Source organism: Acinetobacter sp. NS-4 (assembly GCF_037402435.1).
Taxonomy (GTDB): Bacteria; Pseudomonadota; Gammaproteobacteria; order Pseudomonadales; family Moraxellaceae; genus Acinetobacter.
The window spans coordinates 164,842-179,997 of sequence record NZ_JBBEUE010000004.1 but is presented as its reverse complement, the minus strand read 5'-3'; the positions used below and the strand labels follow the sequence as shown (position 1 = coordinate 179,997).

The window sequence follows — 15,156 nt, the reverse complement described above, 5'->3', positions numbered from 1 at the left end:
AATTACCCCTGACTGGTCTCTTCTAACAAACTTTCCACATTTTCCAGTAATTCCGCTTCCTGGAACGGTTTACCCATATAGTGCGTTACCCCAAGGCTGAATGCACGTTCACGGTGCTTCTCGCCTGTTCTTGAAGTAATCATGATAATAGGCAAGTTTTGATGCACGTCATGGTGACGAACCAGGTTAGTGACTTCAAATCCGTCCATACGTGGCATTTCAATATCCAGCAACATCAAGTCTGGTTTGACATTTTCCAGCTGCTCCATGGCATCTACACCATCTTTGGCTGTTACCACATCAAAGCCTTGACGCTCAAGCAAACGTGAGGTCACCTTACGTACAGTCACCGAGTCATCCACAATCATAATCAGGCGGCGCGCATTGCTGTAACGAGAATGCTCACGCTGATCAGACAGATGTTTAAGACGTTGGGTACTCTGAATTTGGCGGGCAATATTCTGGCCATCCAAAATCAGGCAGACTTGACCATCACCTAAAATGGTTGCTCCGGCAATGACACCCACACTTGAGAATTGCTGACCGATCGGTTTCACCACAATTTGTGCACGTGAACCAATCAGCTGATCTACCAATAAGGCAATGGTTTGCCCATTATTACCCTTAATGAGTAGCACCGGTAAAGAATGCGCAATACTACTTAAACGCGGTAAAGGCTGGTTGGATACGAATTCAGACAAGTAACGCAGTTTATAGCTGGTATTATCAATTTTAAAGAAGTCATCTTTACTGTTGAAATACTGCTCCAGCGCAGATGGTGCAATACGTACAATACGGTCGATTTGTGCCAGTGAAATCGCAAACTGCTGATCACCAGATTTCACCATCAAGGCATCACTCACCGCTACTGTGGTCGGTACCCGAATGGTAAAGGTAGTACCTTTACCCAATTCAGACTCGATGGAAATATGCCCACCCAGCGCCTTAATTTCGCTTTGCACCACGTCCAGACCAACACCGCGTCCGGAAATTTGGGTCACTTCTTTGGCAGTAGTAAATCCAGGATGGAAAATTAATTGCAGGATTTCCTGCTTATCAATGGATTGATCGGCTTTAATTAAACCCAAGCTGAGCGCTTTTTCTTTAATTCTTGCTTCATCAATCCCTTTACCGTCATCACTAAATGAGACCAGTACGTCAGTACCCTGACGGCTAATATTGAGGACAATTTTCCCAACTTCAGGCTTCTGTAGCTCATGTCGTACATGAGTGTCTTCCAGACCATGGTCAATCGCGTTACGTAGCATGTGCTCAAACGGAGTCACCAGACGTTCAAGAATGTTACGGTCCAATTCACCTTCAGTGTTTTGAACAATTAACTCCGCTGGACGGTTCAATGTCGACGAGGTTTGACGCACGATACGTTGTAAACGTGGCAATAAACGGTCAAATGGTACCAGACGGGTACGCATCAAGCTTTCCTGAATCTCGGCTTGAATACGTGATTGTTGTAACAATAAGCCTTCGGTATCGCGAATCTTTTCAGACAAGGTCGTTTTAAAGTCCACCAAGTCAGATGCAGATTCCGCCAGTGATTTTGACAACTGGTTCAATGATGAATATTGGTCCATCTCCAATGGGTCAAAGTCAGCATAACGTGAAGTGTCACCATGTTTGGCAATAATTTGCGATTCTAGCTCACCTTCCATTCGACGTAACTGGTCAGCCAGACGCTTGATCGCCAATTCCATCTCGTTCAGCGTATTACCAAACTGGCCCAAGTCCATTTCAATACGCGAACGGTTAATCGCATTTTCACCAGACAAATCGATCATTTTTTCCACCAGATCGGCAGAAATACGGATCATTTCATTGCTGTTGTCCTGTTGAGTACTTGTACCCCATTCACCCAGCATTGCCGGTGGTTCCGTACCATCACCCTGAACGAATTCAAAGGCTTTAACCGTTGTAAGCGTATCGGGCTGAGTGGCACGATTTGGCAATTTCGCCGTTACATCAACAAATTCAATTGACTCTAAGCTTAACTTAATACTGTCGTAATTACTGTAATCTTGCTCGAAGATCGCCTGTTTTAACCATGCAAAGGTTGTTTGCAATAACAGGTCATAAACATTCGAGTTGAACTGATGCACCGCAAAGCGTTCGAATGTGGTTTCCAACTGATAGGCAATGGCCCCTACCGGTTCATTTTCAACCATTCGCGCACCACCTTTCAAACTGTGGGCTGCACGTTGTAATTGAAGCAGCAAGCTACGGTCACTACGCTGATCAAACCATTGCTTCAACAAGCCATCCGTAGACTCCAGAATCTCTTCTGCTTCTTCCAGGAATGTTTCCTGTGCAATTGAACGGATACTATCATCTGGATCTTCAACATGAACCGGACTTATCAAGGTAATTTCAGCAACTGTTTCGACTTCTGCGGCTGAAATTGCCACAGGTTCTGCTAATTCCTCAGCAACTGTTTCAGTTTCGGCTTCAATTTCAATTGTAGTTCCAAGTTCTTCAATTTCAGTCGCGACTTCAGGTACAGCTATCGCTTCGACTTCTGCAACTGCAGCGCTTACCACCACGCTACCTTGAGCGATCGCTTGAATATTTCTTAAAATTTCAATCGATTCAGTACCAGCATAGTCAATCTGCTCATCACGAATGACTTGAATACGATCGGAAATATCATCTTGTACTAAACGAATAATACTAATGAGTTGTGGATTGACTTCAATTTGCTGACGAATCACCCGCTCATAAATGCTTTCTAATTCATGCGAGATTAAACCAATATGAGTCGCCTGAATCATATTTGCACCACCTTTGAGGGTATGCAAATAACGCATTAAATTATTCAGTGCCGCTGTATCGGATGGATCTTTCGACCAGGTATTCAAGTCCTGATCAATCCCGCCTAACAATTCTTCTGCTTCTTCCAGGAAGATCTCCAGCAAATCTTCATCAAAATCACTGTTTGCATCAGCGGCATGCATTTGCGCACGATCTGAACGTATTTTTTGTGAAATTTGCGCCAGATCCACACTGCCTGAAGCAATAGCTGAGACTGCTTTGGCTTGAATTTCAGCACCCGGTTCTTCAGCTTCAAACTGTTCAAGGTCTTGCTGAACAAAGGCCGCTAGGTCACTCAGTATTTTCTGAACATCTTCCGTTAAAATAACGCGCTGACCCGCTGCCAGGGTATCAAACAGATGAATAAATTCTTGATGTGCCTGTCCGAACAATTCATAGGCATAATCAATATTAAGCAGTTCTGGCTTGGATACCAGTGCCTCATAGCTAGACTTCAATTCATTGGTAAATTGATGAATACCCATCGCAGCACGGTTATCGGTATGATCCAATAACTGTTGTGCCTGTTCACTTAAAGCCTGGATATATTCCGGATATTCAACTTTGGCGCGTTTATCGAATTCGAACTCTGCATCCAACAGCAAGTCGATATTCAGTTCAACCAGTTTGGACACTAGACCTTGCGGGTTGACATCTTCATCCACTTCTATCGAAGTGAAACCGTAACTGTCCCATGCCGTGTTAAAGGTGGCATAAATCGCATCCAGCTTCTGGGTTTGCCCCTGTCTTAAGGTATGTAAATAATCACGGACAAATTCAGCATATTGAATCAGCAAAGCAGTCTGTGCCGATGTAGAAACAATCTCTTCTTGTAAAAGCGTTTTAAATAGGTTTTCAACCTTGGTACTGGCTTCAAAAATTTGTTCAATTTGAGCCATTGAAGAGCTGCCACGCAAGGTATGCAAGGCACGGATCAGGCCATTATAATCCTGCTGTTTTTCCGGTTCATTTTTCAGGAACTGATCAATCGTAAGCAGATGCTCTTCCGCTTCTTCAATAAAGATTGCAACCGTTTCTTCTAGATAATTATTGTCTTCTGCTGCAACAGGCTCTTCATTAGCAGTAGTTTCGCTTGCTGCTTCAATTTCTATTTCACTAGATGATAGGTCATGTAACTCTAAGCCAGTGGGGCTATCTACACTGGTCAAGCTGCTAGACAGCTCAAGTAACTCTTCTAATGCAGGCTCTATGCTGACCTGCTGCTGTATTTGCTGCCCCAATAATACGAGAGGTCTTAAGTCGATATCAGCATTTTGTACCGTTTTAAAAATTGGGTATAACTTATATTGATAAATATTAAATACAGTTTGAGCAAACCGTTGAACTGTGCTGTCCAAAACTACTGTGCCGGAAATGACACGATTCAAGGTATCTTCAACCGACCACGCCAATTCGCCAGACGACTTTGCCCCCACCATGCGTCCAGAGCCTTTAAGGGTATGGAAATGGCGACGAATCGTAGTCAAGGTTTCCTGATCTTGTGGATTTTCAAACCATTGAACAAATAAAGTACTTAATTCAACGAAAATCTCTTCTATTTCTTCAACAAAAATTTCTAAAATTTCTGCATCTTGATCAAGATAACTATCTTCAGGAAGCGTTGTCGTTTCAACTAAATTTTTTAATATTTCTTTCATAGCTTAGGCTTCTTACGTTGATTTGCCACCAAGAAGGGCACTCAAACTTAATTGTCACCATCACGCGAGACCTAACTTTGAAGTTAAGTTCATCTTGTCGATGCATTATCTGTGTTTTTCGGATATACCTTGCCCGCAAGCAAGGTATATCATCACAAGGCTTCGGTCTTACCTTAGTCAGGTAATTTAAAGTCAGTTACAGATTCACGTAATGATTCGGCCATATTTGCCAATTCAGATACCGAACGTGCTGTATCGAATGTTGCTGTGGTGGTTTGCGAGGTAATCTCTTGTACAACATTCATCGTGGTTGCAATATGACCTGCAGAAGCAGACTGAAGTTTTGCAGCATCAGAAATGTTGGCAATCAATTTCGCCAGGTTGCTGGATACGTTTTGGATTTCATCCAGTGCCACACCGGCATCTTTAGACAAGTTCGCACCACGTACAACCTCCGAAGTGGTTTGTTCCATCGAAATTACCGCTTCGTTGGTATCCGTTTGAATGGTTTTTACCAAGCCTTCGATCTGTTTGGTTGCAGATGCTGAACGTTCCGCAAGACGCTGTACCTCATCGGCTACCACGGCGAAACCACGACCTGCTTCCCCTGCCATCGATGCCTGAATTGCAGCGTTCAATGCCAGGATGTTGGTTTGGTCGGCAATATCGTTAATCAAGGCAACGATGTTACCAATTTCCTGAGAAGACTCACCCAAACGTTTAATACGCTTTGAAGTTTCCTGGATCTGCTCACGAATGGTATCCATACCTTCAATAGAACGGTTTACAACATCCGCACCATTGGCAGCAATTTTTACCGAACGTTCCGCAACGACTGCCGATTCTTCAGCGTTTGAAGATACCTGGTCAATTGACATTGCCATTTCATTAATTGCGGCAGATGCACCGGCAATTTCTTGCGCCTGGTGTTCAGATGCTTCGGCTAACTGGTTGGTAATGCCCTGCGTATTAGCGGTATATTGCGCAACTTCTTGCGATGTATCGGTAATACGCGATACAAGGTCACGTAACTGGTCAATCGCGAAGTTAATGGAGTCGGCAATTGCACCAGTAAAATCTTCAGATACCGTTGCGTATGAACGCAAATCACCATCTGCCAAATCGGCAATTTCATCCAGTAAACGTAAAATCGCGTTTTGGTTACGGTCATATTCTTCTTGCAAGCTTGCTACACGCTGTTTATCTGACTGGCCACGTAATGCAAGTAATTTGAATACAGCAAACAGGAAAGCAACCAGACACAAGATTAATAGCAATGCAGGAAGTGCAATCGCCAAGCTTGAACCGCCGGATAGCTTATTCAGGTTAGTTAACAATTCATCTGACTGGGCAAAAATTGAAGCAGAAGCTTGACGTACTTTTACAATTTGAGTCGAGTTTTTAAGGATCGTTGCAGATGCAGATTTCAGTACATCATCATATTCGCTTTTAATACCACTAAGCGATTCACGTAATGCTGGATCAGTAATACTCTCTACACCCAGTTCTGCACTACCATTCAGCTGGGCATTCAGGTAAGAACCAAAAGTTTCGGTATCGGCACTGAAGTCATCTGCAGATTCACGTGAGTTATCACTACCCGCTAATACAGAACTGATCGAACGAAGAATACGTTCTGCAATGAATACCTGGTTTTTCGCAATCACCACCTGGTTACTTGGCATGTTTTGACGTGCCATTTGGTCAACCATTAGGTTATATTCTGCCTGAATCCCCGGAATCGATTCACCAATCGCAATGTTGGTATCGTAAAGCTGGTTAATCATTTTTTGTTGAGATGAAATTAAATCAATCCCTTCCGATATCGTTTTCCACTGCTTTTCTACTTCAATCAATGCAGCCGTATGTGGATGAATATCTTTAACCACCTCCAAGTTTTCAGCAAAGTCTTTTTGCGATTGAACTAATTTATCAATCGATTCTTTGGTTCCAGAAGCTGTTGCATCAGTAGCCTGACGTGAAATGGTCTGTGATAACAGACGCAAATCACCGACACTACGTGTCAATTCGTTGTTACGCGGCACACTATAGAATAAGTACAATAATAGGAATAGTGCTACGACCAGAGAAAATGCTGCGCCCAAAATTAATGGTTTGGACTTTTCACTGTCACCAAATACACGTGATAATTGCTCTGTTTGTGATTGAATCTTTGCTAATAAAGCATTCCCACCCTTACGGCTGGTGCCTTCACTTGTATTCTTCTTTTTAAGTTTAAAGCCCATCCAGCTTCTCCCCGAGTTGCGCTATCATTCTTTAGCGTGCGACTATTAATTTATAAATTTTATAGAGGCATTCATATATTTTGGGTTTTGCAATAAACGACTAAATAAAAAAACATGCCAGTGTTGATTATGTTGATAAAAATATCCCTGACAATATTCTTGTAAATTGCTGTCTAATTCACTGTGTTTAGAAAAGAAACTTTTCTTGTTAAAGTGTTGAATCCCCAAAACCTGATCTACCACCAAACCGACATAATGGTCATTATGACTAATACACAATACTTTTTGAGTCGGTGAAAACTGACTTCGATGCCCCGAAATATAATGCGCCAAATCAGCTACTGAAAGTAAACGTCCCCGAATATTGGCCAAACCCATTACCCAGGATTGAGTATTGGGAACCGGCGTATATTTAGGTGGATAAATCACTTCAGATACTTCACCTAAAGGGGCAACAAAATATTGCCCCATCATCTCAAAAGCAATGCCTGACCATCGGTTTACTTCATTTTCAGTGGTAACGTAGTTTTTGTTGCCACGTTTCGCCAACCGAAGTAATTCGATAAATCCATTAGCTGCCATAGAGCTTATCCTGCATTGAGGTGGTGTTTAATCACATCAATTAATTGTTTTTCGTCTACAGGTTTAGTCAAATAATCACTCGCCCCCTGACGTTTCCCCCAAACTCGGTCGGTTGCCTGATCTTTGGTACTGACAATCACAATCGGAATGTGTTTTGTTGTCGTACCACGTGCAATTTGACGTGTCGCTTGGAAACCATTTACCCCAGGCATTACCACATCCATTAACACTAGATCTGGCAGTTCTGCTTGTGCCATTGTGACACCATCAGCACCATTTGCCGCTTCAATCACCTCAAAGCCATGCTTGGTTAAAATTTCTTTAAAACGAAATGTCTCTGTAGGTGAATCATCAACGATAAGGATACGTGACATGCTTTTCCCCAATAAAAATAAACTTATGCTGTTACGTGATTGCGGATAGCGTTTAACAATTCATCTTTACTAAAGGGTTTAGTTAAATACTCATCCGAACCAACAACACGACCTTTTGCCTGATCAAATAAACCATCTTTACTTGACAGCATAATGACTGGAATATTTTGATAATTTTGTGAATTCTTGATAAGTGCACAAGTTTGATAACCGTCCAAACGTGGCATCATGATATCTACAAAAACAATATCCGGATTGGCTTCAGCAATTTTTGCCAATGCTTCAAAACCATCTACTGCGGTCACGACTTCACAACCTTCACGTTGTAGTAATGTTTCTGCTGTACGACGAATGGTTTTTGAATCATCAATCACCATCACTTTTAGATTGTGGAATTTATCGTCCATTTAATGACCCTTCCGATTTTTAGAATGTACAAACAATTTTAGTCGAAAATTTTATTACAAGTTAAAAACATTTTTAACATATCTTTACTTGCCTTTTCAATGAACATTTTCCGCACAAAGACTCACTTTCGTTTATTTTCAATAACAGCTTCACATTTTCTACCGACCAATGATTTTTTTTTGACAGACAGAGGTTTTTTATTGCTTATTTTAAGTCTAAGATAGCCTATTTATTACTTTTAAAATAAGTAATTTAGTCAACTTTTATTCGGGGGTTACAATGCAAAGTCAGTTTAAATACAAACTTGCTTTCATTGCACAAAAAAAAATGACCTTAAGATTCATTTTTCTTTCTTTTATCATTTTTCAGGCAGTATCGGCATTTGCTGAAAATCTGCCACCTAAAGCCACCTGGTATCGTTATTATGACAGCAGAGGTGTGGCCAATATTAGTAGTAACGTTACCCCCAACCATATTCGCCATGGCTATGAAGCTTTGGATCAGAACATGCAGGTGATCAAACGTAATCGTGCCTTCAATAGCGAACTGGAGATCAAACAGGCTCCCTTACGTGCAGCACATGCCCAGAAACAGGCAGCAGACTTGAAACTTAAAAAAGCTTATGGTAGCAGTCAAGTTGCAATTACAAAACGTAATGACTTATTAGTCAGTATTAAAAAACAAATTACCTTCCAGCAAGACCAGTTAAAACAATTACAGACTGACCGGATCTACTTTAAACGTCAGCAGCTTGAACACTTGCGTAAAGCTGAAGCCCTGCCAAGTAGCTTAAAAAATAATTTAGAAAACAATCAGAAGAACATTGAAGCAAAAAAAGCAATGATTCAATCATTACAAATTAACTATCGAAATACTCAAGCAGAATACGACAATATTATCGCTCGCTTAAAAGCGCTTGAATAAATTGTATTTAGGCTATGAAGCACTTAATTTAAGTCACAATAAATAAAAAGGATGAAGCTACATGCTATCTGGACAGCATATGAAAAAATCTAAATTAAGTGACCATAAGCAATATTTAACCGGCAGCGTTCTGTGTTTAACTTTACTTCTAACAGCTTGCCAAAAAAATGAGATAGAAAAACCTGTAGAAACAACAACAAAAATTGAGTTAATTGAAAAAGATCTAGTTTCCGTGAAGAATGGCACTTCTGTCGCCAAAAGTGCTTTTACCGGTACGCTTCGTGCAGTCAATCAAAGTAGCATACAGGCTCAGGTCACGGCTACTGCAACCCAGGTCTATGTCCAGGTCGGGCAGTCGGTCGCTAAGGGACAGGTCTTGGTTCGCCTGAATAATCAAGATAATGCTGCACGTTTAGCGCAAGCTCAGGCCAATTTGTCAGCAGCACAAGCTCAGGCCAATCTGGCTAAAAATATGATGCAGCGCAAACAGCGCTTACTGGATCAAGGTTTTATCTCCAAAGTTGAATATGAACAGGCTGCTGTCGACTATCAGGCGCAACTGGAAAATGTGCATGCGCAACAGGCCAGTGTCAATATTGCCCAAAAAGCCGAGCGTGAAGGTACCATTTATAGTCCAATTTCTGGGGTGATTACCCAGCGCCAGGTCGATGCCGGCCAAACCGTTGCTGCTGGCCAGACCCTGTTTGAAATCGTGGATCCGAATCAATTGGAAATTCAGGCCAAATTGCCAAGTGACATGCAGGCTGCATTGAAGGTTGGACAACAAATTGAATACACCATTCAAGGTAATCCAGCGCAACTGACTGCGGTTTTAACTCGAGTCTCCCCTATTGCCGATCCTGCCAGTCGCCAGATTGAATTTTTTGCCAGACCGAATGAAACCATTAACTCACTCAGTATCGGTTCTTTCGTAGAAGGCAACATTCTTGCTTCAACCCAGGTTTCAGGTCAGCTCATTCCACTTGATGTGATTCAGGATGTTAAAGCTAAACCCTACGTATGGGTGATTCGACAGAACAAAATTGAAAAAGTAAATCTGGTGATCTTAGAGCAACGTTATCAGGACAATTTGGCTGTTGTTCAAGGACTGCAAAACTCTGACCAAATTAGCCGTATTAAATTTAATGACCAGGACATTCATCAAGCGGTCATCATCAATAAAGAATAAAAAATAAGTACAGGATTGTTCTTATGTGGTTTACCCGAATTAGCGTTAAATATCCTGTTTTCACCATCATGATGATGTTGTGTTTACTGGTACTGGGGCTGGCATCTTGGCAACGCATGGGCGTAGAAGAATTTCCCGATGTCGATTTTCCATTTGTTGTGATCTATACCTCCTATCCGGGTGCCTCCCCTGAAACCATTGAATCTGAAATTACCAAAAAAATGGAAGACCAGATCAATACCATTTCAGGTTTAAAACAGATTATTTCCCAGTCTAGTGAAGGGCTGTCGACCATTATTGTCGAATTCAATCTGGATATGTCTTCTGCAGTAGCCGCCCAGGATATTCGCGATAAAATTGCTCCTGTTACTGCCCAGTTTCGAGATGAAATTCAAGACCCTATCGTTGAACGTTATGACCCTACCGCCAATGCGGTGATGTCGATTGTTTTTGAATCAGACAACATGCCGTTACGCGACCTGAGCTCCTATTTAAGTCAGCGAATTGTCCCGCAACTTAGAACTGTACCGGGCGTTGGTACAGTCAATTTACTGGGCGATGCCCAACGCCAGATTCGTATTGAGGTCGATTCGCAAAAACTGCAAAGCTTTGGCATCGGTGTAGACAAGGTCATCAATACCTTGAAAGGTGAAAATATTGAAGTTCCAGGAGGAACTTTAAAACAGCCGACCTCAGAACTGGTGGTGGAAATCAAGTCTAAAGTGATTCATCCGCAAGCTTTTGGTGATTTGATTATTGCCAATAAAAATGGTGCTCCTATTTACTTAAAACAGGTGGCAAGCATTGAAGATGGTCAAGCCGATTTTGAATCAAGCGCTTATTTAAATGGTAAAGCTGCGGTCGCAATGGATATTTTGCGCAATTCCGATTCCAATGTGATTGATGTGGTCAACGCAAGCTATAAAGCCATAGAAAAAATCGAGAAGCAACTGCCCAAGGGTACCGTGGCTAAAGTTGCAGTGGACAGTTCTCGAGGAATTCGTGGCAGTATTCAAGATGTTGCACGTACCATTATTGAAGGCGCAGTGCTCGCCGTTCTGATTGTTTTACTGTTTTTAGGTTCTTTTCGCTCTACTGCAATTACCGGACTGACCTTACCGATTTCCCTGCTGGGTACATTAACCTTTATTTGGGCTTTTGGCTTTACCATCAACATGATGACCTTGCTGGCATTATCCCTCAGTATTGGTCTGCTGATTGATGATGCCATTGTAGTGCGCGAAAATATTGTCCGCCATGCCGATATGGGTAAGGATGCCGTTACGGCGGCACTGGATGGAACCAAAGAAATTGGGCTGGCGGTTTTAGCTACCACGCTCACCATTGTTGCGGTATTTTTGCCGGTTGCATTTATGGGCGGAATTATTGGTAAATTCTTCTATCAATTTGGGGTAACCGTCAGTGCTGCAGTGCTGATTTCGATGTTTGTCAGTTTTACCCTCGATCCCATGCTTTCTGCGCACTGGGCTGAAAAACATGATCCAAACAAAAAACCCGGCAGAATCAAACGCTTCTTTAACTGGATATCCAAAAAACTTGATCATTTAAGCCATTACTATGAAAAGCTGTTAAAACTGGCATTACGCTTCCGCATTTTAACCCTGATGGTTGCAGTCGCTTCACTTTTTGGTGCATTGGGTTTATCCAAATTGATTGGTACAGAATTTGTTCCTGTTCCAGACAAGAATGAAATTCGGATTAAATTTGAAACGCCTGTAGATGCCTCACTCGAATATTCACAAGCCAAGTTACTGCAAGTGGAAAATATTCTGCGCCAGCATCCAGATGTACGTAATACCTACAGCATTATCAATGGGGTAACGGATCGTGGTAAAAACCATGTCAGCATACGCGTCAGGGTTACCCCTCGTCTGGAACGTGCTAAAACACTGACCCAACTGAATAACGAGTTTCGCCAGCGCCTACAAAGCGTAGCTGGGATTACCATTACTTCTGTGGCTTCTGCAGATGAAACTGTTTCTGGTGGACAAAAGCCGGTTCTTATTTCCATTAAAGGACCCGATCTAAACGAACTGCAAAAAATCTCCGATCGCTTTCTTGCAGAAATTTCTAAAGTAGAAGGTATCGTCGATCTTGAAAGTTCGCTGAAAGAACCTAAGCCGACCCTGGCAGTTCATATCAATCGGGTCTTGGCGAGTGATTTAGGCCTTTCTGTCAATCAAATTGCCAGTGTCATCCGTCCCTTAATTGCAGGCGATAACGTAACCACCTGGCAAGATGAAAAAGGCGAAACCTATGATGTCAATCTTCGCCTGACCGAAAACAGACGCACCCTACCGAGTGATATACAAAATCTTTATTTGAACTCACAGAAAACCGATGCTTCAGGCCAGCCTATTTTAATACCGTTAGCGAGTGTGGCATCCTTTAACGAAACGATGGGTGCATCGCAAATTACCCGTCGTGATTTGGCTCGTGAAGTACTGGTAAAAGCCAATACAGCAGGCCGACCTGCAGGTGATATTGGTGCAGATATCAAAAAAATTGAAGATAACTTTGATTTGCCACCGGATTATAGTTTTGCTACGCAGGGCGCAAATAAAGACATGGCAGAATCGGCAGGCTATGCTTTAACAGCCATTACCCTTTCCATTGTGTTTATCTATATTGTACTGGGTTCACAATTTAACAGCTTCATTCACCCTGCAGCAATTATGGCTTCCCTTCCGCTCTCGCTAATTGGAGTGTTTCTGGCTTTATTCCTGTTTAATTCCACCATGAACCTGTTTTCCATTATTGGCATTATCATGCTGATGGGCTTGGTGACCAAGAATGCCATCCTGTTGATTGACTTCATTAAAAAAGCCATGGATCGTGGGGTTGATCGATATGAGGCGATTATTGAAGCGGGAAAAACCCGACTACGCCCTATTTTAATGACCACCAGCGCCATGGTGATGGGGATGATTCCTCTGGCACTGGGTCTGGGTGAAGGTGGCGAACAAAGTGCCCCTATGGCGCATGCCGTAATTGGCGGCGTCATTACCTCCACATTGTTAACGCTGGTGGTTGTACCCGTTATCTTTACCTATCTGGATGACTTGAAGAATTTTATGACGCGCCAAATCCGAAAAATCATGGCATAATAAAAGCCATAACTTTGAGGTGACATTCTGAAATGTTCACCTCATTTTTTATCATATAATCTTATGCTTTAACGCTTAATTATCAGGACAGTTTCCATGCGCGCGAGTCGCTTTTTATTTGCTACGTTAAGAGAAACCCCAAATGATGCTGAAGTTATTTCACATCAGCTCATGTTACGTGCGGGAATGATTCGTAAATTGGCTTCGGGTTTATACACTTGGTTGCCGATGGGCGTACGTGTGCTAAATAAAGTTGAAGCAATTGTACGTGAAGAAATGAACCGTGCCGGATCGCTTGAAGTCTTCATGCCAGTAACCCAGCCTTCGAGCCTTTGGGAAGAATCAGGCCGCTTTGTGCAATATGGTCCAGAGCTTTTACGTTTTAAAGACCGCCATAACAACGATTTTGTACTTGGCCCAACGCATGAAGAAGTCATCACCGATCTTGCGCGCAATGAACTGAAAAGTTACAAGCAGCTTCCAATCAATTTTTACCAGATTCAAACCAAATTCCGTGATGAAGTGCGTCCTCGTTTTGGCGTAATGCGTTCACGTGAATTCATCATGAAAGATGCTTATTCTTTTCATATCGATCAAGCTTCTCTACAAGAAACTTATGACGTGATGTACGACACTTACTGCCGTATCTTTAGCCGTTTGGGCTTAGACTTCCGCCCGGTACAAGCGGACACTGGCTCAATTGGTGGTTCAGGCTCACATGAATTCCACGTTTTAGCTTCAAGTGGTGAAGATGATATCGCCTTCTCTACCGAATCTGATTATGCAGCGAACGTTGAAATGGCTGAAGCTGTTCTAGTCGGTGAACGTGCAGCTGCAACCCAAGAATTGAAACTGGTTGATACACCAGATCAAAAAACTATTGCTGATGTATCGAACTTCTTAGGTACTGATGCTGCGAAATCTGTAAAAGCATTGCTCGTACAAGGTATCGCGGATGAAAAAGGCAATGTACCTGTGGTGGCATTATTCCTTCGCGGTGACCATGAACTCAATGAAATTAAAGCTGAAAAGCATTCTTTAATTGCAGCACCTTTAACATTTGCAACTGAAGCACAAATTGCTGAACTTGGCTTAACCACTGGTTTCATTGGGCCACAAGGTTTGATTGAAAAAGGCATTACCGTTATTGTTGACCGTGCAGCATCAGTCCTTTCTGATTTTGTTGCCGGTGCAAATGAAGCCGACAAACATGCAACTGGCGTAAACTGGGAACGTGATGCAACCTTTACTGAAGTTTATGACTTGCGTAATGTGGTTGAAGGCGACCCATCTCCAGATGGTAAAGGCACACTACAAATCAAACGCGGTATTGAAGTCGGGCACATTTTCCAGCTTGGTCAAAAATACTCTGAAGCTTTAGGCTGTAAGGTCTTAGGCGAAGATGGTAAGCCACTGGTTGTGACTATGGGTTGTTATGGTATTGGGGTAACGCGCGTGGTAGCCTCTGCCATTGAACAGAACTTTGATGATAAAGGCATTATCTGGCCAGCAGCAATCGCACCTTTTGAAGTTGCCATAGTTCCAATGAATGCACATAAGTCACCACGTGCATTGGCTGCTGCAGAAGAACTCTACACTGAACTTCAAGCAGCCGGTTATGATGTACTTCTTGACGATCGTAACGAACGTCCAGGGGTGAAATTCTCCGACCTTGAATTGACCGGTATTCCACACCGTATTGTGATTGGTGAAAAAGGTCTGGATGCAGGTACTTTCGAATATAAAGGTCGTACCGATGCTGAATCTGTGAATATTTCTAAACAAGAATTATTGGCAAAAATTGCAAAGTAATTGGTCTTTGAA

At 42.4% G+C, this 15,156-nt stretch carries 9 protein-coding genes; 4 read left to right on the top strand and 5 right to left on the bottom strand.

Features of this window, described 5'->3' with window-relative positions; genetic code table 11:
- Positions 1 to 2 precede the first annotated feature (2 nt).
- From WAE57_RS04955 to pilG, 5 genes are all read right to left on the bottom strand, one after another.
- Positions 3 to 4,481, bottom strand: coding sequence for an Hpt domain-containing protein (locus tag WAE57_RS04955; RefSeq protein WP_337708814.1), 4,479 nt, complete (start codon positions 4,479 to 4,481; stop codon positions 3 to 5).
- Between the two features lie 173 nt (positions 4,482 to 4,654).
- A complete protein-coding gene (locus WAE57_RS04950; protein ID WP_337708812.1) occupies positions 4,655 to 6,727 on the bottom strand; it encodes a methyl-accepting chemotaxis protein in 2,073 nt (690 codons plus the stop codon).
- A gap of 45 nt (positions 6,728 to 6,772) precedes the next feature.
- Positions 6,773 to 7,309, bottom strand: a complete 537-nt coding sequence (locus WAE57_RS04945) for a chemotaxis protein CheW (protein ID WP_086174805.1) — start codon at positions 7,307 to 7,309, stop codon at positions 6,773 to 6,775.
- Between the two features lie 5 nt (positions 7,310 to 7,314).
- Positions 7,315 to 7,683, bottom strand: coding sequence for a response regulator (locus WAE57_RS04940; protein ID WP_086174806.1), 369 nt, complete (start codon positions 7,681 to 7,683; stop codon positions 7,315 to 7,317).
- 23 nt (positions 7,684 to 7,706) lie between these two features.
- The gene (gene pilG, locus WAE57_RS04935; protein WP_086174807.1) at positions 7,707 to 8,090 is read right to left on the bottom strand and encodes a twitching motility response regulator PilG; all 384 of its coding nucleotides are present in this window, start codon (positions 8,088 to 8,090) and stop codon (positions 7,707 to 7,709) included.
- Positions 8,091 to 8,370: 280 nt separating this feature from the next.
- On the opposite strand from pilG, the gene WAE57_RS04930 reads away from it, so the two are divergent.
- The 4 genes from WAE57_RS04930 (at position 8,371) to WAE57_RS04915 (ending at position 15,144) form a co-directional block, all read left to right on the top strand.
- On the top strand, positions 8,371 to 9,015 hold the full coding sequence (locus WAE57_RS04930; protein WP_337708808.1) for a hypothetical protein: 645 nt from the start codon (positions 8,371 to 8,373) through the stop codon (positions 9,013 to 9,015).
- Positions 9,016 to 9,094: 79 nt separating this feature from the next.
- A complete protein-coding gene (locus tag WAE57_RS04925) occupies positions 9,095 to 10,204 on the top strand; it encodes an efflux RND transporter periplasmic adaptor subunit (protein WP_337708806.1) in 1,110 nt (369 codons plus the stop codon).
- Positions 10,205 to 10,227: 23 nt separating this feature from the next.
- Positions 10,228 to 13,332 (top strand): efflux RND transporter permease subunit, encoded by a 3,105-nt coding sequence (locus WAE57_RS04920; protein WP_337708804.1) that lies wholly within the window; start codon positions 10,228 to 10,230, stop codon positions 13,330 to 13,332.
- A gap of 96 nt (positions 13,333 to 13,428) precedes the next feature.
- Entirely contained in the window at positions 13,429 to 15,144 is a 1,716-nt protein-coding gene (locus WAE57_RS04915; protein ID WP_337708802.1) for a proline--tRNA ligase, read from the top strand.
- Positions 15,145 to 15,156: the final 12 nt, after the last annotated feature.

What these genes read in the sequence shown, in the direction of transcription:
- WAE57_RS04915 (WP_337708802.1), top strand. Translation starts at nt 13,429, where the DNA reads ATGCGCGCGAGTCGCTTTTTATTTGCTACGTTAAGAGAAACCCCAAAT.
- WAE57_RS04930 (WP_337708808.1), top strand. Translation starts at nt 8,371, where the DNA reads ATGCAAAGTCAGTTTAAATACAAACTTGCTTTCATTGCACAAAAAAAA.
- WAE57_RS04940 (WP_086174806.1), bottom strand. Translation starts at nt 7,683, where the DNA reads ATGTCACGTATCCTTATCGTTGATGATTCACCTACAGAGACATTTCGT.
- WAE57_RS04925 (WP_337708806.1), top strand. Translation starts at nt 9,095, where the DNA reads ATGAAAAAATCTAAATTAAGTGACCATAAGCAATATTTAACCGGCAGC.
- WAE57_RS04920 (WP_337708804.1), top strand. Translation starts at nt 10,228, where the DNA reads ATGTGGTTTACCCGAATTAGCGTTAAATATCCTGTTTTCACCATCATG.
- pilG (WP_086174807.1), bottom strand. Translation starts at nt 8,090, where the DNA reads ATGGACGATAAATTCCACAATCTAAAAGTGATGGTGATTGATGATTCA.
- WAE57_RS04950 (WP_337708812.1), bottom strand. Translation starts at nt 6,727, where the DNA reads ATGGGCTTTAAACTTAAAAAGAAGAATACAAGTGAAGGCACCAGCCGT.
- WAE57_RS04945 (WP_086174805.1), bottom strand. Translation starts at nt 7,309, where the DNA reads ATGGCAGCTAATGGATTTATCGAATTACTTCGGTTGGCGAAACGTGGC.
- WAE57_RS04955 (WP_337708814.1), bottom strand. Translation starts at nt 4,481, where the DNA reads ATGAAAGAAATATTAAAAAATTTAGTTGAAACGACAACGCTTCCTGAA.